The organism is Streptacidiphilus sp. P02-A3a (assembly GCF_014084105.1).
Lineage (GTDB): Bacteria > Actinomycetota > Actinomycetes > Streptomycetales > Streptomycetaceae > Streptacidiphilus.
On record NZ_CP048289.1, the window covers coordinates 2,618,660 to 2,638,977 of the forward strand.

The 20,318-nt window shown below is 73.5% G+C and carries 21 protein-coding genes; 14 read left to right on the top strand and 7 right to left on the bottom strand.

What is annotated here, in order from left to right:
• The first annotated feature begins 7 nt into the window (after positions 1 to 7).
• The 4 genes from GXP74_RS11785 to GXP74_RS40240 all read left to right on the top strand — a co-directional run bounded on the left by GXP74_RS11785 (position 8) and on the right by GXP74_RS40240 (position 2,002).
• Positions 8 to 415, top strand: a complete 408-nt coding sequence (locus GXP74_RS11785; RefSeq protein WP_182451435.1) for an ankyrin repeat domain-containing protein — start codon at positions 8 to 10, stop codon at positions 413 to 415.
• Positions 416 to 436: 21 nt separating this feature from the next.
• Entirely contained in the window at positions 437 to 997 is a 561-nt protein-coding gene (locus GXP74_RS11790) for a GNAT family N-acetyltransferase (RefSeq protein ID WP_370468412.1), read from the top strand.
• Between the two features lie 71 nt (positions 998 to 1,068).
• Positions 1,069 to 1,689 carry a DoxX family protein gene (locus GXP74_RS11795; protein WP_182451436.1) on the top strand — a complete coding sequence of 207 codons (621 nt, stop codon included), beginning with the start codon at positions 1,069 to 1,071 and terminating at the stop codon, positions 1,687 to 1,689.
• Between the two features lie 136 nt (positions 1,690 to 1,825).
• A complete protein-coding gene (locus tag GXP74_RS40240; protein ID WP_225447862.1) occupies positions 1,826 to 2,002 on the top strand; it encodes a WHG domain-containing protein in 177 nt (58 codons plus the stop codon).
• A gap of 9 nt (positions 2,003 to 2,011) precedes the next feature.
• On the opposite strand, the gene GXP74_RS11805 is transcribed toward GXP74_RS40240, so the two are convergent.
• A complete protein-coding gene (locus GXP74_RS11805) occupies positions 2,012 to 2,602 on the bottom strand; it encodes a DUF5919 domain-containing protein (protein WP_225447863.1) in 591 nt (196 codons plus the stop codon).
• 397 nt (positions 2,603 to 2,999) lie between these two features.
• Positions 3,000 to 4,007 carry a bile acid:sodium symporter family protein gene (locus GXP74_RS11810; protein WP_225447864.1) on the bottom strand — a complete coding sequence of 336 codons (1,008 nt, stop codon included), beginning with the start codon at positions 4,005 to 4,007 and terminating at the stop codon, positions 3,000 to 3,002.
• A gap of 122 nt (positions 4,008 to 4,129) precedes the next feature.
• Here GXP74_RS11810 and GXP74_RS11815 point away from each other — a divergent pair, with 122 nt between their 5' ends.
• Both GXP74_RS11815 and GXP74_RS11820 read left to right on the top strand, forming a co-directional pair.
• Positions 4,130 to 5,014 (top strand): LysR family transcriptional regulator, encoded by an 885-nt coding sequence (locus GXP74_RS11815; RefSeq protein ID WP_182451438.1) that lies wholly within the window; start codon positions 4,130 to 4,132, stop codon positions 5,012 to 5,014.
• Positions 5,015 to 5,063: 49 nt separating this feature from the next.
• Positions 5,064 to 5,537: an ATP-binding protein gene (locus GXP74_RS11820; protein ID WP_182451439.1), complete on the top strand. Its 474-nt coding sequence runs from the start codon at positions 5,064 to 5,066 to the stop codon at positions 5,535 to 5,537.
• On the opposite strand, the gene GXP74_RS11825 is transcribed toward GXP74_RS11820, so the two are convergent.
• Positions 5,509 to 6,081 (bottom strand): TetR/AcrR family transcriptional regulator, encoded by a 573-nt coding sequence (locus GXP74_RS11825; protein ID WP_182451440.1) that lies wholly within the window; start codon positions 6,079 to 6,081, stop codon positions 5,509 to 5,511. The two genes, GXP74_RS11820 and GXP74_RS11825, sit on opposite strands and share 29 nt — an antisense overlap.
• 125 nt (positions 6,082 to 6,206) lie before the next feature.
• On the opposite strand from GXP74_RS11825, the gene GXP74_RS11830 reads away from it, so the two are divergent.
• Positions 6,207 to 7,139 carry an SDR family oxidoreductase gene (locus GXP74_RS11830; protein ID WP_182451441.1) on the top strand — a complete coding sequence of 311 codons (933 nt, stop codon included), beginning with the start codon at positions 6,207 to 6,209 and terminating at the stop codon, positions 7,137 to 7,139.
• 111 nt (positions 7,140 to 7,250) lie between these two features.
• Positions 7,251 to 7,886: a DsbA family protein gene (locus GXP74_RS11835; protein ID WP_182456383.1), complete on the top strand. Its 636-nt coding sequence runs from the start codon at positions 7,251 to 7,253 to the stop codon at positions 7,884 to 7,886.
• A gap of 74 nt (positions 7,887 to 7,960) precedes the next feature.
• Here GXP74_RS11835 and GXP74_RS11840 read toward each other — a convergent pair whose 3' ends face one another.
• On the bottom strand, positions 7,961 to 8,341 hold the full coding sequence (locus GXP74_RS11840) for a VOC family protein (protein WP_182451442.1): 381 nt from the start codon (positions 8,339 to 8,341) through the stop codon (positions 7,961 to 7,963).
• Positions 8,342 to 8,398: 57 nt separating this feature from the next.
• The gene (locus tag GXP74_RS11845; protein ID WP_182451443.1) at positions 8,399 to 9,022 is read right to left on the bottom strand and encodes a TetR family transcriptional regulator; all 624 of its coding nucleotides are present in this window, start codon (positions 9,020 to 9,022) and stop codon (positions 8,399 to 8,401) included.
• Between the two features lie 122 nt (positions 9,023 to 9,144).
• Here GXP74_RS11845 and GXP74_RS11850 point away from each other — a divergent pair, with 122 nt between their 5' ends.
• Together GXP74_RS11850 and GXP74_RS11855 are read left to right on the top strand one after the other, a co-directional pair.
• Entirely contained in the window at positions 9,145 to 9,315 is a 171-nt protein-coding gene (locus GXP74_RS11850) for a hypothetical protein (RefSeq protein ID WP_182451444.1), read from the top strand.
• A 3-nt stretch (positions 9,316 to 9,318) separates the two neighbouring features.
• The gene (locus tag GXP74_RS11855; protein WP_182451445.1) at positions 9,319 to 9,591 is read left to right on the top strand and encodes a DUF4190 domain-containing protein; all 273 of its coding nucleotides are present in this window, start codon (positions 9,319 to 9,321) and stop codon (positions 9,589 to 9,591) included.
• A gap of 3 nt (positions 9,592 to 9,594) precedes the next feature.
• Here GXP74_RS11855 and GXP74_RS11860 read toward each other — a convergent pair whose 3' ends face one another.
• Entirely contained in the window at positions 9,595 to 11,379 is a 1,785-nt protein-coding gene (locus GXP74_RS11860) for a glycoside hydrolase family 27 protein (RefSeq protein WP_182451446.1), read from the bottom strand.
• Between the two features lie 196 nt (positions 11,380 to 11,575).
• On the opposite strand from GXP74_RS11860, the gene GXP74_RS11865 reads away from it, so the two are divergent.
• Positions 11,576 to 12,982, top strand: coding sequence for an Ig-like domain-containing protein (locus GXP74_RS11865; RefSeq protein WP_182451447.1), 1,407 nt, complete (start codon positions 11,576 to 11,578; stop codon positions 12,980 to 12,982).
• 141 nt (positions 12,983 to 13,123) lie between these two features.
• Here the strand turns inward: GXP74_RS11865 and GXP74_RS11870 are convergent, their stop codons facing one another.
• Positions 13,124 to 16,846: a SpoIIE family protein phosphatase gene (locus GXP74_RS11870; protein WP_182451448.1), complete on the bottom strand. Its 3,723-nt coding sequence runs from the start codon at positions 16,844 to 16,846 to the stop codon at positions 13,124 to 13,126.
• Positions 16,847 to 17,114: 268 nt separating this feature from the next.
• On the opposite strand from GXP74_RS11870, the gene GXP74_RS11875 reads away from it, so the two are divergent.
• The 3 genes from GXP74_RS11875 (at position 17,115) to GXP74_RS11885 (ending at position 20,149) form a co-directional block, all read left to right on the top strand.
• The gene (locus tag GXP74_RS11875) at positions 17,115 to 18,566 is read left to right on the top strand and encodes a DUF6777 domain-containing protein (protein ID WP_182451449.1); all 1,452 of its coding nucleotides are present in this window, start codon (positions 17,115 to 17,117) and stop codon (positions 18,564 to 18,566) included.
• Positions 18,567 to 18,659: 93 nt separating this feature from the next.
• Positions 18,660 to 19,403: a 2OG-Fe(II) oxygenase gene (locus tag GXP74_RS11880; RefSeq protein WP_182451450.1), complete on the top strand. Its 744-nt coding sequence runs from the start codon at positions 18,660 to 18,662 to the stop codon at positions 19,401 to 19,403.
• Between the two features lie 53 nt (positions 19,404 to 19,456).
• Complete coding sequence (locus GXP74_RS11885; protein WP_182451451.1) at positions 19,457 to 20,149, top strand: alpha-ketoglutarate-dependent dioxygenase AlkB; 693 nt, start codon at positions 19,457 to 19,459, stop codon at positions 20,147 to 20,149.
• Positions 20,150 to 20,318: the final 169 nt, after the last annotated feature.

Genomic DNA, 20,318 nt, shown 5'->3' on the forward strand with positions numbered 1-20,318 from the left:
GGACGTGATGACCGAGGCAGCGCAGTCCGAGCCGATCGACCCCGCCGTGGTGGAACTCGCCGGGCGGGTCTTCGAGGCCGCCCGCACCGGCGACGCGGCGGCGCTCGCCGGTTTCGTCGACGCCGGGATCCCGGCCAACCTGTGCAACGACCGGGGCGACAGCCTGGTCATGCTCGCCGCCTACCACGGCCACGCCGAGGCCGTGCGGGTGCTGCTCGCCCGCGGCGCGGACGCGGACCGGGCCAACGACCGCGGCCAGACCCCCCTCGCCGGGGCCGTCTTCAAGGGCGAGCCGGAGGTCATCGACGCGCTGCTCGACGGCGGCGCGGACCCGTACGCGGGCAGCCCCTCGGCCGCCGACGCCGCGCAGATCTTCGGCCGCACCGAACTGGTGGCCCGTTTCGGGGCGCGCTGACCGTCCGATTAGCATGCGGCCATGGATGCGGCAACGGACCAGGCCATGGGCTCGGTAGTGAACCAGGTCATGGACATACGCGTGGTGGGCTACACCCACCCCGACGCCCAGCGGCTGATCGCCGAGGTGCAGCAGGAGTACGTGGTGCGCTACGGCGGCATCGACGTCACCCCGGTCGACCCGGACGAGTTCGACGCCCCGCACGGCCTGTTCGCGGTGGCCTACGACCAGGACGGCAGGGCGGTCGGGACCGGCGCCTGGCGCGCCCGGGAGGGGAACGAGGCCGGGCTGGCCGACGGCGACGCCGAGATCAAGCGGATGTACACCGTCCCGGCCGCCCGGGGCCGGGGCCTGGCCCGGCGGATGCTGCGCTTCCTGGAACGGGAGGCGCAGCGCGCCGGGCGGCGGCGGATGGTCCTGGAGACCGGGACCGAGCAGCCCGAGGCGCTGGCGCTGTACGCCGCCGAGGGCTACCTGCCGATGGAGAAGTTCGGCGTCTACCGCGACGCCGAGGAGTGCGTCTGCCTGGCCAAGACCCTCCCGCTGCCCGCGGCGCCCGCCGACGGGGCCCGGATGGGCTAGCCGGAGCGGTCGCGCGGGGCCCCGCGCCGGAGACTGGGCGCACAGCGTCCCCCGGAGGAAGGCCCCCCGCCATGTCCTGTCTCGACCGCAAGGATCTCGGCCTGCTCGTGCTGCGCCTGGGCACCGGCGGCGTGCTGTTCGCCCACGGCACGCAGAAGCTCTTCGGCTGGTTCGGCGGCGGCGGGATCGAGGGCACGGCCAAGGGCATGGAGCACATGGGGTTCCTGCCCGCCCGCCCCAGCGCCGTCGCCGCCGGTCTCGGCGAGGCCGGCGGCGGCGCGCTGCTGGCGCTGGGCCTGGCCACCCCGATCGCCGGGGCCGCGGCGGCGGGCACCATGGCCGGTGCGATCTCGGTGCACTCCCCGAACGGCTTCTTCGCCCAGGGCGGCGGCTACGAGTACCCGGCCTTCCTCGGCCTGTCCGCCGCCGGGCTGGGGCTCGCCGGTCCCGGCCGCTACTCGCTGGACCGGCTGTCCGGCCACCGGCTGAACCGCGCCGCCTACGTGCTGCTGGCCTTCGCGGCCAGCGCCGCCGCCGCGACCGCCGTGGTCAGCCGCCGGGTCACCCCCGAGCCCCCGGCGCCGCTCGACCCCTCCGCCGCCGCGTCCTCGGCCGACTCCGACGACCCGGACCCGGCGGACATCGTCGCGGACGCCGGACCCGACACCGGCGACGAGGGCTCGGTCGTCTGACCGGACGGTGGGCTGACCCTCAAGGCGGTCGCCGAACGCGCCGCGGTCGCCCCGCCGTCGCTCCACAAGCACGTGCGCAGCCTGGACGAGCTGCGGGTGCTGATGCCGGTCCAGGCGCTGGACGGCCGAGCGGCTGGTGCGGATCGCCTACGCCACCGTCCGCGGCTTCGGGCTCGCCGAGGACGACCTGGTGCACGCGGTTCGGGCGCTGCGGGCGACGCTGGTCGGCTTCGTCGGCCTGGAGCACGGCGGCCACCGGCTCGACACCGCCCTACTCACCACCGGCCTCACCCACCGAGCCGCCCGGCGCTGAGGCCCGGCGCTATGCCACGGGTTGGCCGCGCGTCCACAGTTCCTCCGCGTGTTCAGCGAAGCGGTCGAACATACCGCCGTCGTCGCGTCGGCGCAGGTGCATCAGCGGGGAGTCGTGCCCGACCAGTCGGGCCAGGTGCGGAGTGACGAGTGCCTGAGCGTCGAACCGGAACACGGACAGGCTGACGTGGTTCGGGCCGTCTTCCGGCGCGCTGTAGCGCGCTTCGACCCCATCGGAGCCCCTGAGCTTCGTCAGGTTCTCCAGGGTGATCCTGATCCGCGTGGACACCGAAAGGGCGGTGTCCTCGATCGCCTCTCGCCGTCGGGTCGTCTCTCCCTCGGGGTCGCCGAGCAGGAATCGGACCCGGCAACCCTCTTCAGCCTTCTTTCGGAGCGTGCCAAGGAAGTTGGGCTGCTCCAGCCAGACGAAGTAGTTGGTGAAGCCAGCCAGGAAGATGTCCGACTCGCTGTCGGCAACGAGTTGCGTCCACACGGCGGACGGACACATGGAGCGGTACGGGTAGACAGCGACGATCTCACGGTCGGGGCCGGTCTTGATCGCGCTGCGTACGGCAGCGGGCCACACCATCTCTTCGGTCACCCCTCATGCTCTGCTTACATCCGCCCTGTTCCTCGGGTGTGGAACCAAGCGGTATTTGGGCCTTCTTCGAAGCTACCGCCCAACCGGCCCGACCATCCGGGTCTCCTTCTATCCCGGACCTGCTCCAGACCGATTCATACGCCCGCGTGTTGTCCGCGTAGTTGGCGAGGGACCACCCCTTCGGGGACGGCATCGACGGGCGGACGGACCGCCAGGGCAGGTTCCTGGCAACGGGCGGGCCGCCGGCGGTGCGCCGATCTGTCCTGGTGGGCAACGGGCCGTGCATCAGCGGGAGTTGAGTTGCCCGGCGACAGGCCTTCTCGGGGTCACTGAGTCGGACGACCCGACCGCGTCCGAGCGGTGTACTGGCGACGCCCCGCCTGGCCTGTCTTCCCCGTCAGCGGACCGCTTCGGCGGTGCGGGTTGGGTGGGGCAGGCTGGTGGGGAGGGGGTCGGGTGGGGCTTCGGCGGCCCAGCGCCGGGCCAGGACCGCGCAGACCATCAGCTGGATCTGGTGGAACAGCATCAGGGGCAGCACCATCAGCCCGGCCGCCGGGCCGAACAGGACCGAGGCCATCGGTACGCCGCTGGCCAGGCTCTTCTTGGAGCCGCAGAAGACCACCACGATCCGGTCCGCCCGGCCGAAGCCCAGCCGTCGGCTGCCGAGCATGGTCGCCGCCAGTACCAGCGCCAGCAGGGCCGCGTCCACCAGCAGCAGCACCAGCAGGCCCAGCGGCGACAGCCGCCCCCAGATCCCGGCGACCACGCCCTCGCTGAAGGCGCCGTAGACCACCAGCAGGATCGACCCCCGGTCGACCAGTCCGAGCGCCTTCCGGTGGCGGCCCATCCACCCGGCGGTCCAGCGCCGGGTCAGCTGCCCGGCGACGAACGGCAGCAGCAGCTGGCCGACGATGCCGAGCACCGCGCCCGTGGACACCCCTCCCCGGGTGCTCAGCAGCAGCGCGGCCAGCAGCGGCGTCAGCACGATCCCGAACAGGCTGGAGAAGGTGGCGCTGCACACGGCCGCCGCGGTGTTGCCGCGGGCGATGGTGGTGAAGGCGATCGAGGACTGCACGGTCGACGGCAGCATGCAGAGGAACAGCACCCCCTGGTACAGCTGCGGCGTCAGCACGTCCGGTACCAGCAGCCGGGCGGCCACGCCCAGCAGCGGGAACAGCACGAAGGTGGACGCGAACACGGTCCCGTGCAGCCGCCACTGCCTCAGCCCGTCCACCGCCTCCCGGGTCGACAGCCGCGCGCCGTAGAGGAAGAACAGCAGCGCCACGGCGGCGGTGGAGGCGTGGGACACCCCGGTCGCGGCGAGGCCCCGCGCGGGCAGCAGGCAGGCCAGCCCGACGGTGCCGAGCAGCGAGGCTATGTAGGGGTCCACGGGCAGGCGACGCACGGTATCTCCGCAGGTGGTGAGGGGGTGTGCTGCCAGTCTGGGGGATCGGCCGGTCATGCGGAATCCCGCTGAAGCGACTCACTGTCATCATGAAGAATGATGATCGGACTAGACTGGGCCGCATGTTCGACCCGGTGCAGCTCAGGTCCTTTCTGGCGGTCGCCCAGACCGGCGGCTTCACCAGCGCCGCGCAGCGGCTCGGCGTCCAGCAGTCGACCGTCAGCCAGCGGGTGCGGCGGCTGGAGCGGGCCGCCGGGCGGCAGCTGTTCGTCCGCGACACCCACTCGGTGGAACTGACCGGGGAGGGGGAGGCCATGGTCGGCTTCGCCCGGTCGATCCTGGACGCCCACGAGCAGGCCGCCGACCACTTCGCCCGGACGCGGGTGCGCGGGCGGGTGCGCTTCGGCGCGTCCGAGGACTTCGTGCTCACCGAACTGCCGCAGATCCTGCGCGCCTTCCGGCGCAGCAACCCGCAGGTGGACCTGGAGCTCACGGTCGGGCTCAGCGGCATCCTGCACGAGCAACTGGCCGACGGCAGGCTGGACCTGGTGCTCGCGAAGCGCCCGGACGGCAGCACCGGCGGCTGGAGCTCCGGCGGACGGCTGGTCCGGCGCGACCGGCTGGTCTGGATCGGCGCCCCCGACTACCGCCCCGACCCCGACCCGTCCCAGCCGCTGCCGCTGCTGGTCTTCCCGCCGCCGAGCCTCACCCGGGCCCGCGCGCTGGCGTCGCTGGAGCGCGTCGGCCGCCCCTGGCGGATCGCCTGCACCAGCGGCAGCCTGAGCGGGATGACCGCCGCCGCGCTGGCCGGTCTCGGGGTGATGGTGCACAGCCGGCGCCTGGTCCCGACCGGGCTGCGGCCGCTGCCGGAGCCGAGCGGCCTGCCGGAGCTGGGCGACACCGAGTTCGCGCTCACCACCGGCCGGGGGACCCCCAGGGGCGCGGTCCGCGCGCTCGCCGCCGCCGTCCTGGCCGGTGAGGACCGGCTGCACCAGCCCACCGCGTGACCAACCGCCGGTGGGCACGCCCCCGGGAACACCTGTGAGGAGCAGCACCGTGAACGCCGCGCGACCGAGGATGATCCTGCTCTGCGGCCTGCCCGGCGCCGGAAAGACCACGCTGGCCAAGCGGCTCGCGGCGGAGCTCGCGGCGGTCCGGCTGTGCCCCGACGAATGGCTCTCCGCGCTGGCCTTCGACCTCTTCGACGACCGGGCCCGGGACCGGGTCGAACGCCGCCTCTGGGACCACGCCGAGGAGTTGCTGGCCCTCGGCGGCACCGTGGTCCTGGAGAACGGCTTCTGGCAGCGCGCGGAGCGGGACCAGAAGCGCCTCCGGGTCCGCGAACTGGGCGCCGCCGTCGAACTGCGCTACCTCGACGTGCCGCTCGCCGAACTGCGCCGCCGCCTCGTCCGGCGCAACGCCGAACCCGGCGCGGTGTCGCTCCCGATCGCCCTGCTCGCCGACTGGACCGCCCAGTTCGAACCGCCGACCGCGGCCGAACTCACCCTGTTCGACCGGCCAGACCGCTGAGGAAGCCCTCGGCCGCGTCCTGGACGCGGTCCTGGTCGCCGGTGGCGAGCAGGTCGAGCAGCAGTCCCCGGATCGTGGCGATGACCAGGGTGGCCGTGCGGGTCGCGGTCGCCGGGTCGGTGTCCGGTCCCTGCGCGTCGCGCAGGGCGTTCATCCAGTCGCTGACCACGTGCTCCAGGAAGTCCGAGAACTCCTGCGGCGCCTGGAGCGCGCGCCCGTAGACCGCGAAGAACAGCCGGAACTCCGCGCCCCGTCGGGGGTCCGAGGTGCGTGTCCAGACCGCGCGCGCGGCCGTCGCGAGGTCGGGCTGTTCGCCGACGGTCTCGCTGGTGGCCTGGAAGATCCGCTCCCGCAGCCGCCCGAGGACGGCCTGGAGCATCTGCTCCTTGGTGCCGAAGCGGTGCACCAGCGTGGTGGGCGAAACCCCGAGGGCGGCGGCGACGGGGCGCCAGGACAGCTCGGAGAACCCGTACGCGACCGTGTAGTCGACCACCGCGTCGAGCAGTGCGGCCCGCCGCCGCTGGTCCACGGGCCGTCCCGCCATCACAGCCTCCGACTGCCGGTCTCCGCTTGACTTTTCTAGTACGACTGTACAAAGAATGGTGACTGACTTCAAGGGCCGCCCGCCGCGGATCCGCCGGGCAGGCGCCCACGTCCTGGAGGTTCCCCATGCGCGTATTCGTCACCGGAGCGTCGGGCTGGGTCGGCCGGGGACTCGTCCCCGAGTTGGTCACCGCCGGTCACACCGTCGTCGGGCTCGCCCGCTCCGACGCCGCGGCCCGATCCCTCCGGGCGGCGGGGGCCGAGGTGCGGCCGGGGTCACTCGACGACCTCGACACCCTGCGCGACGCCGCCGCCGCGTCCGACGGCGTCATCCACCTCGCGTTCAAGCACGACATCGCCTTCACCGGCGACTACGCCGGCGCCGCCGAGGCCGACCGGGTGGCGATCGAGGCCTTCGGTGAGGCCCTCACCGGCACCGGTAAGCCCTTCGTCATCGCCTCCGGCATCCTCGGCGTCCTCGGCCTCGCGCCCGGGGTGGTCGCCACCGAACGGGACGGGCGGGCGGACACGGGCGACCGCAGGGGCCCGATCAGCGGTGCGAGCGGGCGGATGGGCAACGCCCACCACACGCTCGCGCTCGCCGGACACGGCGTCCGCTCCAGCGTCGTGCGGCTCCCCCCGGCCACGCACGGCGAAGGCGACAACGGGTTCCTGCCGATCGCGATCGGCCTCGCCCGGGAGAAGGGCGCCGCGGCCTACGTCGGCGACGGTGCCAACCGCTGGCCGTCGGTCCACCGCGACGACGCCGCACGGCTGTTCCGCCTCGCGCTGGAGTCCGCGCCGGCCGGGTCGGTGCTGCACGCGGTCGCGGACGAGGGCGTGCCGATCCGCGAGGTCGCCGAGGTCTTCGCCAAGCACCTCGACGTCCCCGCGGTCTCGGTCACCCCCGACCGGGCCGGGGCGTACCTGGGCTGGCTCGGCGGCTTCTGGGGGCTCGACGGCCCCGCCACCGCACAGCTCACCCGTGACCTGCTCGGATGGCAGCCGACCCGCCCCGGACTGATCACCGACCTGACGAGCGGACACTACTTCGCCTGAGCGAGCCTCCCGGCGCGGGGGATCCCGCTCGACAGCGGACGGGCGCGGCGGAGAGACTGCGCTGCGCACAGTGAAGTGCGGCCGCGTCCGAAGGGGAGTGCTGTGTCTGTCATTGACGAATCGTCAGAATCGGTTTCCGGTGACCGGAGGACCCGGGTCGATCTCTACTTCGATCCCGCCTGTCCGTTCGCCTGGATCACCTCGCGCTGGATCCTGGAGGTGGAGCAGCTCCGGGAGATCGAGGTCCGGTTCCGGGTGATGAGCCTGACCGTGCTCAACGAGGGCCGTGAACTGCCGGACTGGTACCGGACGTTGGTGGACAACGCGCTCGCGCTGACCCGGATCTGCACCGCCGCCGCCGAGCAGCACGGCGAGGGGGTGCTGCGCGACCTCTACACCGCGATGGGGACGCGCATCCACAGCGGCGACAACAAGGACTTCGCCGCCGTCGCCGAGCAGGCGCTGGCCGAGGTCGGCCTGCCGGCGGAACTCGCGGCGGCGGCCGACAGCGAGGAGTACGACGCGGCGCTGCGCAAGAGCCACCACGAGGGCATGGACCCGGTCGGCGAGGACGTCGGCACGCCGACGATCCACATCGACGGGGTGGCCTTCTTCGGTCCGGTGCTGAGCTCCATCCCCCGGGGCGAGGCGGCGGCGCGGGTCTTCGACGGTGCCCGACTGCTGGCCGGGTACCCGGACTTCTTCGAACTGAAGCGGACCAGGACCGGCGGCCTGTCCTTCGACTGACGGTCCGTCAATTCGGTTCCCGCCCGCGCCCGGTCCCGCCCGCTGCGGCGGGACCGGCGATCCGGCGGGCGGTGTCAGCCGCCCTGCGGGTACCAGCGCAGCTCGACGGTGTTGCGGTCGGGGTCGAGCACGTACAGCGACTGCGCGTGGCCGCGCGCGCCGAAGCGGCGGCCGGGGCCGTCGACCACGGTGAACACGCCGGAGTCCACCACCTGCTGCCAGTCCAGCGGTTCGACCACCAGGCAGATGTGGTCCACGTTGGAGCCGGTGCCGGGCCGCTCGACCAGGTCGATGAGACAGGTCGGGCTCACCCGCACCGAGGGGAACGGGACCTCGCCCGCCCGCCACTCCTCCAGCCGGACCGGCTCCAGGCCGAGTGGACCGCTGTAGAACTCCAGCGAACGCTCGACATCCGAGACGTTCAGCACCAGATGGTCGAAATCGATGACCCGCATGTGCCCTCCTCGTGGCTGCCGCCGCACCGTTGCGGCTGCGGAGAACCCTAGAGGGCGTCAGCGCAGCCAGTGCTCGCGGGCCACGCTGATCAGCCGGAGCTGGCGGCGGGCGGTGGCGGTGATCCGCTGCTCGGCGTCCGGGTCGGCCTCGGCCTCCAGCAGCGCGGCGACCGTGCTGACCGTGTGGTCGGCGTAGAGGTCGGCCAGCATCTGGATGTCCTGCGCCGCCCAGCCCGCCGAGAGCGGCTGGGCGGCGAGGTCGTCGGCGAGGTCCTCGGCGAACTGGCGGATCCGGGCGGCGATGGCGTCGCGGACCGGGCGGACCCCGCCGTGCCGCTCGCGGACCAGGAAGTTGAGCCGGGCGCGGTGCTCGTGGACGTACGCGGCGAGCACCTCCAGGCTGCGGTCGATCACCTCGTCGCTGTCGGCCTGCTCGGTGCGGATCGCCCGGATCAGCGTGCGCAGGCTGCCGAAGGACTCCTCGACCAGGGCCATGCCGAACTCCGGCAGGTCGTGGAAGTGGCGGTAGAAGCCGCTGGGGGTGAGCCCCGCCTCCCGGGTGACCTCGCGCAGACCCAGGCTGCTGAGGCTCTGGTGGTCGAGCAGGCGCAGCCCGGCGTCCAGGAGGGACTGCCGGGTCTGCTGCTTCTGGGTCTGTCGCGGCCCGAGAGTGTGGTTCATCTCATGCAGTAAACAACTGTTCTCCGGCCTTGGCGAGTGGGGGAGCGGGGTAAGCTCGGATTATTCAGTGAACGATTGTGCGCTGAATGTTCGGACATCGCACTCTCGCGAAGGGAAGTACCGTGATCCTGTTCGCACTCCTCGCCCTGAGCGCCACGCTCTGGGGCGCCGCCTCCTTCGTCAGCCCCGGGGTCCTGGCCGTGGGCTGCGCCCTGACCGGGTGCTGGCTGCTCGGCTTCGCCGTCCGCGAGTGGGCGGCCCGGAACGGCCGCCGCGCCGCGCGGGAGGGCTGAGCCGTGGACACCGCACTGCGTCGAGCCGCCCGCAGCAGGCGGGACGGCGACGAGACCGCGATCGCGTCGTTCGTCCTGGGCCTGCTGGGGCTGCTCTTCTTCAACATCGTCTTCGGCCCGCTGGCGCTGGCCCTCGGCGGCGTCTCGCTGGTCGGGGGGACCGGGCGGCGCGGGCGCGCGCTGCTGGGGATCGCCCTGGGCGCGGCGGACCTGGTGGTCCTGGCGGTGCTGGCCGCCGCGCACCACAACGGCTTCACCTGGGGGCCGATGGGGTGATCGCTACCCCTGGGACCACTGCTGGTTGGAGCCGCCGTTGCAGCCCCAGATCTCCACGGACGTGCCGTTGCCGCTGTCGCCGCCGCCGGTGACGTCCAGGCACAGGCCCGACTGCACGCCGGTGATGGTGCCGTTGCTGTTGCGGGTCCACTGCTGGTTGGCCTGGCCGTTGCAGGTGTAGAGGTCGACCTTGGTCCCGGCGCTGGTGCCCTGGTTGAAGGCGTCCAGGCACATGCCGAGGGACTGGAGCGTGCCGTTGGTGTAGGTCCACTCCTGGTTCGGGCCGTGGTGGCAGTCCCAGACCTCCTGCGGGGTGCCGGGGGTGGTGGTCGAGTCGGGGTCGTCCAGGCAGCGGCCGGAGGCGGCGCTGACGTACTCGGTGGCGGTGCTGGTGCCGGGCGGGGTGCGCAGCAGTTGGACCGCTCCCGGGCCGAGGTTGACGCTGTAGTTGCCGCTGATCGTGCCGATCGAGGAGCCGCTCCACAGGTCGGTGGCGGTGGTCGAGCCGGTGATCCCGGCGTCGGCCAGGTTGACGCTGACGGTCTGGCTGGCGCTGCCCGAGTAGTTGAACAGGCCGATGACCACGCTGCCGTCCGGCTCGGTCTTGGTGAAGACCTGCTGGTTGCCGTTGTCGACGATGCGGGACGCGTCGACGGCGTCCTGGTCCACCGCCAGCACCGCGCTGTTCTTGAGGTAGCCGAGGTCGGTCGGGTCGAGGTCGGTCAGGTCGGTGCCGAGGATCAGCGGCGAGGCCGCCATCGCCCACAGGCTCAGCTGCGACTGCCGTTCCGGCGCGGTCAGCCCGTCGTTGGCGCCGTTGCCGACCTCGATCGAGTCGTAGTCGTTGAACCCGCCGGGGCCGCCGTCCGCCTGCCAGGCGGCGACCTGGCCGAACCGGGACTGGACGTTGCCCCAGTCGGTCAGCGGGTAGCTGCTGCCGTTGCTGCCGCAGTAGCACTCGATGTCGCCACCGGTACGCCAGCCGTTGGAGTACTGCGCCCAGGTGCTCGCGCTGCCCTGGGCGAGGCTGTTGGACAGCTCCAGGTGGATCGGGCGGCCGGTCTGCTGTAGCGCGGCCGACCAGGCCTCGACGTCGCCGACGTCGCCGGTGCCGACGCCGTCGATCTTGACGTAGTCCACGCCCCAGGAGGCGAACTCGTTCGCCCAGGAGTTGATGAACGCCTGCGCGCCCGGCTTGCTGTAGTCGATGCCGACCATGCCGCCGCAGTTGTAGTTGTTCTCGCCGCTGCTGGTGGCGATCTCGTCGGCGGTGTAACTGGTGCCCTGGATCGGGGTGTTCTCGGCGACGGCCTGCTTGGAGATGCCGGGGGTGACGTAGATCCCGAACTTCAGCCCGTCGGCGTGGACATGGGAGGCGACCACGGCGATTCCGTTGGTGGAACCGGACGCTGGGAACGCGGTGGCGTCGGTGGCCCAGCGGCCGTACTGGTCCACGGCCGGACCCTGGCTGCCCGGGCACTGGTACCAGAAGTCGTCGATGTTGACGTACTGGTAGCCCGCCGCCGCCAGGCCGCTGCTCTTCATCGCGTCCGCCTGGGCGTCGATCACGGCGGCTGTCGGGTCGTGCCGGACATAGCTCCAACTGCTCCAGCCGAGCGCCGGGGTGAGCCCGACGCCGTTGCCCTCGGCGTGCGCGGCGGGCGCCGCGAGCAGGCCGCCGCCGAGTGCGGCGGCGAGCGCGGTCAGCCCGGCCAGCAGCCGTCGCGCGGGAGCGGTGGTTCCGGTGCGCGACCGGAGGCGTAAGCGGGTGCGGATGGGTGAGCGCATGGGGTCTCCGTCCGGTGTGCGTGGGTGGTAAGGCACTCAACTCCCCGCAGGCGAAGAAGTCAATAAATGTTGCAGTGTGAGTGAAACGACTCTCGAAATTGTTTGGTATCCATGTCGGCCGGGCGATTCGGTTGAATATCTGACGAATCGGCGTGTCTGGTGCGGATGCGACATGGTCGTCGCGAAAGATGACGAAGTGTCAACCGAACTGGAACCCCCGAAACCCCGGACCGCGAACCGTGCCGCCGTCCGCTGCTCGCGTGCCCTCGCCCTCGCCTGCGCCGCCGCGCTCGTCCCCTGGACGGCGAGCCCGGCCCTGGCCGCGTCCGGAGCGGCCTACGGCACCTGGTCCGTGCTCGGCGGCGCCGGGACCATGCGGATCCCGGTCACCGGATTCCCCACCGCCGACTTCCGCAGCACCAGCTCCACCGTGGTCGTCGGCTCCGGGAACTCGGCCTTCCTGAACGCGGACACGCCGGTGGGCGCCCGGTACGGCAGCTCGCGCGGCCGACCGTACCTGAACCTGCGGACCACCCGTGGCGGCACCCCCTCGGAGACCACACTCCGCTTCGACCGGCCGACCCCGGCCGGGAGTTGGGCGTTCACCCTGGGCGACGTGGACGCCGACCGGGTGCACGTGCAGGCCCGGGGCGCCGACGGGACCCCGCTCAGCGCCGCGCAACTCGGCTGGCAGGGGGCCTTCAACTACTGCCAGGGCACCCCCAGGCCGTCCACCTGCATCGGCCCCGGACCGTTCGACGACATGCCGGTCTGGCTGTCGGGCAGCAGCACCCTGGCCGGCAACGGCGCGGACAGCAGCGGCGCCTCCGGCTGGTTCCAACCGACGGTACCGGTCAGCAGCCTCACGCTGACCTTCAGCGTGCAGACCGGGATCCCGATCTACCAGCTGTGGACCTCCGCACTGGCCACCGACGTCAGCGGCCGGGTCAGCGCCGACTGCGGCGTCCCCAGCGGGCTCCGGCTCACCCTGCTGCGGGCCGACGGCAGCACCGTCGACCACCCGGACGGCACCCCGCTGACCGCCACCACCGGCGCGGACGGCGGCTACGCCTTCCCCGACGTCGCCCCCGGCGACTACCGGGTGTCGCTGCGGGCCGGTGAGGGCTACCGCCCCGACCGCGCCGAACGCGACGCCGACACCGCCGACGGCGCGGACGCCACCGGGGTAGACCTCCGGCTCGGCTGCGTCCCGTTCACCGCCCCGGCCGCGCCGCCGCTGAACACCCCGCCGGACGAACCGGTCACCATCGTCACCCCGCCCGGACCGGGCCCCAGCGGCCACAGCGACCCGACGGTGACCGACCCGCCCGCGCACGGCACGGTCCGCCGGACCGGTCCCAACACGCTGGTCTACACCCCGGACCCGGGCTTCACCGGAACGGACGTGTTCAGCTACCGGTACACCAACGAGCGCGGGCAGCAGGTGACCACCAGGGTCCGGATCCGGGTCCGGCACACGCTGCCGGACACCGGCGCGGACCCGGCACTGCCCGCGATCGGCCTGGTCGGCGGCGGACTGGTGGTCGGCGGCGCGCTGCTGCGCGGCGGCCTGGGCGCCCGTCGCCGCCGGGCGGCGGCGTGAACCACGGCCGCCGCTGACCACGCGCCCCGGGCTGCCGGGCCGTTCGCTACTCCGGCTTCCCGCCCCCGCTTCCGCCTCCCGCTTCCGCCTCCCGCTTCCGCCTCCCGCCTCCCGCTTCCCGTGACGCGCGGGGCGGGCGGGTCAGCGGGTGAAGCCGAGGGGGAGTTCCAGTTCCACCCAGACCACCTTGCCGCTGCGGGTGGTGCGGCTGCCCCAGCGGTGGGCGAGCTCGTTGACCAGGTGCATCCCGCGCCCGCCCTCGTCCTCGGCGGAGGCGCGGTGCACCCGGGGCGCGTGCTCGTCCACGTCGGCGACCTCCACCGTGAGCACCCGGTCGCGGAACAGCCGCAGCTGCGTCGGCCGTCCCGCGTGCCGCAACGCGTTGCTGACCAGCTCGCTGACCAGCAGTTCGGTGAACTCGGAGAGCGAGCTCAGGCCCCAGGCGGTCAGCGTCGCCCGGGCGAACCGGCGCGCCTCACCGACCACCGAGAGGTCGTCCGACAGCGGCAGGGTGGCGATCCAGTCGCCGTGCGCGGGCAGCACCCGGGCCATGATCATGGCGATGTCGTCGTCGCTGTCCTCCGCCTTCATGGCGTGCAGCACCGCGTCGCAGTCCTGCTCCAGCGAACCGTTGCGGTGGGCGGCGGCGCGCGACAGCAGCGCCAGGCCCTCGTCCAGGTCCTGGCCCCGGCGCTCCACCAGGCCGTCGGTGTAGAGCACCAGCACGCTCTGCTCCGGCAGGGTGAACTCGGTGGACTCGAACGGCACGCCGCCCACGCCCAGCGGCGCCCCCGCGGAGACCCCCAGCAGCCGGGTCGAGCCGTCCGCCTCGCTCACCACCGGCGGCGGATGCCCGGCGCAGGCGACCGTACAGCTGCGGTCGGCCGGGTCGAACACCGCGCAGACGCAGGTCGCGAACTGTCCCTCGCCGATCGCCGACGCGGTCTCGTCCAGCCGCCGCAGCAACTGGTCCGGGGTGAGGTCCATGGTGATCAGGGTGCGCGCGGCGGTCCGCAACTGGCCCATGGTGGCGGCGGCGCGGATGCCGTGGCCCATCACGTCGCCGACCACCAGCGCCACCCGCCCGCTGGTCAGCGGGACCACGTCGAACCAGTCGCCGCCGACCTCGCTGACCACGCTGCTCGGCAGGTAGCGGTAGGCGATCTCCAGGCCCGGGGTGCGGTGCACCTCCTGCGGCAGCAGGCTGCGCTGCAGGGTCAGCGCGGTGTCCCGCTCGCGCCGGTACAGCCGCGCGTTGTCGATGCACACCGCCGCGCGGGCGGCCAGCTCCTCGCCCAGCGCCTGGTCGTCCTGGCTGAACGGCTCCGGATTGGCCAGCCGGATGAACTCCGCGCCGCCCAGCACCGTGCCGCGCGCCAGCAGCGGGACCATCAGGTACGAGTGGACGCCCGCCTCCAGCCCCGGCTGGACCCGCGCCGGGTCGTTGACGATCCGCCGCAGGGCCGCCTCGTCCACCTCCGGTACCAGGATCGACCGGCCGCTGCGCAGCGACTCCGCGTACACCTTGGCCGACCAGCTGGTCTGTCCGAGCTGGTCGACCGCGCTGCCCAGGCCGGTCTCGCCGATCTCGCCGACGGCGACGGCGCGCAGCAGCACCGTGCCGCTGTCCGGGATCGGCGGCAGCTCCCGGTCCTGCTCCCCGCCCTGCATCACCGAATCCAGCAGGTCCACGGTGACGAAGTCGGCGAAGCGCGGGATCACCACCTCGATCAGCTCCTCGGCGGTGCGCTGGAGGTCCAGCGTGGTGCCGATCCTGATGCTGGCGTCGTTCAGCAGCGCCACCCGCTCCTGCGCCGCGTGCGCCTCGTCCAGCGCCTGGAGCCGGGCCCGGGAGGCGTCCCGCTCGCGGGTGTAGAGCAGGGCGTTGTCGATGGAGATGGCGGCCCGCGCGGCCAGCTCGGTGGCCAGCGACAGCGCGGTCTCGTCGTACGGGCGCTGGTTCACGTTGCGGTAGAAGCTGGCCACGCCGACCACGGAGCCCCGGGCGATCAGCGGGACCACCATCAGGCTGTGCACCCGCTCCTTCATGATCGACGCCCGCCGGAGCGGGTCGTCGGCGTACCACTTCGTCCCGCCGTCCTCCATCCGGGGGACGAGCACCGGGCGGCGGTTCGCCAGACTCCAGGCGTAGGGGCTGGTCGGCTGGAAGCGGTGGACGTCGCCGACCGGGGCGACCGGGGTCATGCCGGAGGCCGGATCGCTGTGGAAGGCGAGCCGCCGCAGCACCGCCGAGCGGTCCGCCACCGGCGACGCCTCGGCACCGCGGATCAGCGACTCCAGCACCTCCACCACGACCGTGTCCGCGAGCCGCGGGGTGGCCACCTCGGCCAGCTCCAGCGCGGTCTGCGCCAGGTCCAGGGTGCTGCCGATCCGGGTGGACGCGTCGTTGACCAGCGCCAGCCGCTCCTGGGCGGCGTTGGCCTCGTGCAGCGCCTGCTGCCGCGTCACCAGCGTCCGGTGTTCGCGCAGGTACAGCTGGGCGTTCTCGATGGCCGTCGCCGCGCGGGCGGTCAGCTCGTCGCCGAGGGCGTTGTCCTCCCAGTCGAAGGCGTCCCGGTCGGCGCGGCGGGCGTAGACCACCAGCCCCAGCACCGATTCCCGCGCCACCAGCGGGGTCACCCGCACCGCGTGCGCGTTGTCGCCCAGGTACTGGCGCGCGTCCCGCAGCGCCTCGACCGGGATCAGCGGCGGCAGGTCCTGACCGGGCACCACCACCGTCTCGCCGGTCGCCAGCGCCTCGGCGTAGGGGGAGTCCGGCGGGACGTGGTACGCCTGGTCGGTCGGCAGCGCCGCGGCCGGGTAGCCGGGCTCGGCACCGGCCAGGGCCAACCGGCGCACCCACTCGTCGCCGCCGGGCCCGGGCGGCTCCTGGTCGCCGGCGGTGAGCAGCCGCTCCAGGACGAACACGCCCGCCAGGTCGGCCACCCGGGGGACCATGGTGTTCGCCAGCTCGTGGGCGGTCCGCTCCAGGTCCAGCGTGGTGCCTATCCGGGAGCCGGCGTCCACCAGCAGCTCCAGCCGCTCCCGGGACCGCTCGGCCCGGGACTCGGCCAGGAAGCTCGCGGTGACCTCGACGATGGTGGAGCTCACCCCGACGGTCCGCCCGCCGGGCTCCTCCAGCCGGAAGTAGGACGCGGACCAGGCCCGCTCCCGGCCGCTGCCGTCGTGGCTGGGGCCGTGCGAGCGGGCGTCCACCACCGGCTCGCCGCTCTCCAGGACGCGCCGGACCAGCGCCTCGATCCGCTCGCCCTCGGGCCCGGGCAGCACGTCCGAGGTCCGCCGCCCCAGGTGCTGCTCCACCGGGATGCCGTTGATCCGGGCCAGCGCGTCGTTCAGCCGGACGAACCGCAGGTCGGAGTCGTAGACGGCCATGCCGACCGGCGACTGGGTGAAGAAGCTGTCGAGGACGGCGAGGTCGGCCTCGACCCGCCGCAGTTCCCGGACGTCCGAGGCCACCGCGAGCACCAGCGGTCGACCGTCCGGGCCGGTTATCGGATGGGTGCGGAACTCCAGATTGACCAGGTGCCCGTCGCGGTGCCTTACCGGGTACACCCCGGACCAGGGCTCACCGGCCAGGATCCGGCTGAACAGCTCCAGCACCTCGGGCCGCGCGGGCTCGGTCGCGAGCAGGTCCGCCGCGTAGGCGCCGAGGACGTCCTCGGCGCGGTGGCCGAGCAGCAGCTCCGCGTCCGCGCTCCAGTGCAGGATGCGTCCGTTGGCGGCGATCAGGGCGGTGGCCACCGGGATCATGAGCAGGCCGTGCTCGCGCGGCTCCGGGCCCGCCACGCGGTCGGAGCCCGTGCCCGTGCCGTGTTCGTTGCTGCGCATGTCGTTGGCGCGCATGGTCAGGAAACCGCCCGGAGCTCGTAGATCCGCACTGTCATCTTCCCACGTATGCGGTGGGTTGCTCGTGGTGGAGACGTGACGGTACCGCTGCGGTTGCGGGGAGGGAGGGGCGCGGGAACACAATCGGGGAGCGGGTGACGGGAACGGCCCGGATCGCGGCTGACGCGTCCGGCCCGCGCGTGCCCGGCACCCGGTCCCAGCACCGGTCCCAGCGCCGGTCCCAGCGCCTGTCCCAGCACCGTCGAGGATCGGAAGGCGGCAGCCTGTGAGCCCCCAACAGCCCAGTGACCCCGTATCCGGCGGGCCGGTGCCGCCGGAGGGGCCGTCCGCGCGGCGGTCCGGGCCCGGCGGCTCCTCCGCCGCGTCGTCCGGCCGCCGACGCCCCTGGTGGCGGCGGTCCGCGGTGCTCGCCCCGGCCGCGGGCGTGGCGGCGCTGGCGACGGCGCTGGCCGTGGTGCTGACCCAGCAGCCGCCGAGCCGGTCGAAGCAGCCGTCGGCCGGTGGCGGCGACACCGTCGCGTTGCAGTCCGCGAGCGCGCCCGGACCGGCGCCGTTCACGCCCTCGGTCGCCCGGACGGCCGCATCCGGTCCGGCGAACGCCGCGACCACCGGTCCCGCCACGGGGGCGGCAGCCGGTACCACCACGGGCGCGGCGACCTGGGCCGCTTCGGAGGTGCCGGTCGCCTCGGCCGCCGTCACCGGCGGCGGGCCGTCCACCGTCCAGGCCGGGGGACCCCCCGGCAGCCGGACCGTCCAGGGCTCGGCCGCCGGGCTGTACGGCGGGACCGAGCAACTGTCCAGCTGCGACGTGGCGCAGCTCGCCGCCTACCTGGCCCAGCACCCGGACCGGGCCCAGGCGTGGGCCGGGGTGGAGGGCGTCCCGGTGGGCTCGCTGAGCGGATACCTGAGCTCGCTCACCGCGGTGGTCCTGCGGATGGACACCAGCGTCACCAACTACGGCTTCAGCAACGGCGGCGCGACGGCGTTCCCGGCGGTGTTGCAGGCGGGCACGGCGGTGCTGATCGACGGCCGGGGACTGCCCCGGGCCCGCTGCGCCTGCGGCAACCCGCTGCGCCCGCCGACCGCCACCGGCGGCGCGAACACCCCGCGGACGTTCACCGGCACGGCGTGGGGGTCGTTCCGGCCGGAGAACGTGGTGGTGGTGAACGAGTCGGTGACCCAGGTGAACGTGCTGGTGCTGTTCGACCAGCAGACGCGGATCTGGTTCGCGCGGCCGACCGGCGGCCAGGGGCACGACGACCACCGGGTCCCGCCGCCGCCCGGCGCGTGGCGGCCCGGCGAGCTGCCGAGCACGTCCTGGAGCGCCGCGCCGAGCGGTTCGCCGAGCGGTTCGCTGAGCGGGTCGCCGAGCGGGTCGCCGAGCGGTTCGCCGAGCGGTTCTCCGTCCGGGTCGCCGTCCGGTTCGTGGGCGTCGCCGTCGGCCGCGCCGTCCTCGCCGTCGCCCTCGCACTCGCGCCCGCCCTCGCCCTCGCGCCCGCCCTCGCACCCGGCGTCCTCCTCGCCCGCGCACTCGCACTCCCCGTCGCCCTCGCACTCCCCGTCGCCCTCGCACTCCCCGTCCCCCTCGCCCGGGCCGTCGAACTCGCACCGGCCGTCGTTCTCCCCGTCGCTGTCCCCGTCCGGCTCCGGCTCCGGCACCGCGCCGCCGAGCTCGGTCCCGCCCGGTGCGCGGCCGTCGCTGAGCTCGCCGTCCTGATGCGATGTCCGATAACCGCCGGACCGGGCGACCGGGATGGCCGAGGCTGGAACGCGTCAGCGTTGGACGGGCAGCCGAGGAAGGGAACGGACCATGGCCGTGCACACCACGATCGCCGGGCCGCAGGGCGAAGTGCTGCGGGAACGGGTGGCCGAGGCGGACTGGACCGCGGTGGCCGGGGAGCTGGACGAGCACGGCAGCGCGCCGACCCCGCGCCTGCTCACCCCGGAGCAGTGCCGGTCGATCGCCGAACTGTACGACCAGGCCCGGCACTTCCGCTCCACCGTGGACATGGCCCGGTACCGCTTCGGCGCCGGCCAGTACCGCTACTTCGGGCAGCCGCTGCCGGAGCCGGTCAGCGTCCTGCGCGAGGCGCTGTACCCGAGGCTGCTGCCGATCGCCCGCGACTGGGCGGCCCGGCTGGGCCGCCCCGCGCCCTGGCCGGACACCCTGGGCGAGTGGCTGGAACGGTGTCACGCTGCCGGGCAGGTCCGCTCCACCCCGATCCTGCTGCGCTACGGCGCGGGCGACTGGAACGCGCTGCACCGCGACCTGTACGGGGAGCTGGTCTTCCCGCTCCAGGTGGTGATCGGGCTCGACGTCTCCGGCCGTGACTACACCGGCGGTGAGTTCATGCTGGTCGAGCAGCGGGCCCGGGCCCAGTCGCGGGGGTACTCGACGGTGCTGGAGCAGGGCCACGGCCTGGTGTTCACCACCCGGGACCGCCCGGTGCGCTCCACCCGGGGCTGGTCCGCCGCACCCGTCCGGCACGGGGTGAGCACGGTCCGCTCCGGGACCAGGCATACGCTCGGCCTGGTCTTCCACGACGCGTCCTGACCCGCGGGCGTCCTGACCCGCGGGCGTCCTGACCACCGGAACGGGAGGGTGAGATGGCGGCGCTGTTCCCCCGGGACCGCAGCGAGCCCGCGCCCGGCGCGGTGCACCTGCCGGACTGGCTCACCCTCGACGAGCAGCGGGAGCTGGTCGCGGCCTGCCGGGCCTGGGCGGTGGGCCCGGTACCGATCCGGCACACCCGGCTGCCGCGCGGCGGGGTGATGTCGGTGCGGACGGTCTGCCTGGGCTGGCACTGGCAGCCGTACCGGTACACCCGTACGGCCGGTGACGTGAACGGCCGCCGGGTCTCCGACTTCCCCGAGTGGCTGGCCGAACTCGGCCGCCGGGTCCTGGCCGACGCCTACGGGAGGGACGGCTACGGGGCCGACGCCTACGGGACCGACGGCTACCGGGCCGGTGACTACCGCCCCGACGCCGCGCTGATCAACTTCTACGACGACCGGGCGACCATGGGCATGCACCAGGACAAGGACGAGCGGTCCGACGCGCCGGTGGTCTCGCTGAGCATCGGCGACAGCTGCCTGTTCCGCTTCGGCAACACGGTCGGCCGCAACAAGCCCTACACGGACATCGAGCTGGCCTCGGGCGACGCCTTCGTCTTCGGTGGCCCCTCCCGTTTCGCCTACCACGGCGTCCCGAAGGTCTACCCGGGCAGCGGCGACCCGGCCACCGGTCTGCTGGGCGGACGGCTCAACCTCACCATGCGGGTTACCGGGATCACTGACTGACTGATAGTCAGAAAGTGATGCAAGGTCAGCTCAGGTGGTGATCGGAAGGGGCGGGACTGCGGCCGGTGCCCCCGGCCACGGACGACCGGTTCGGACGCCGCCACGGCGGTCGCGCACCCGTTCGTGGTCACCGTTCACCCGTTGTCCCTAACCTACGGACTCCTTCGGG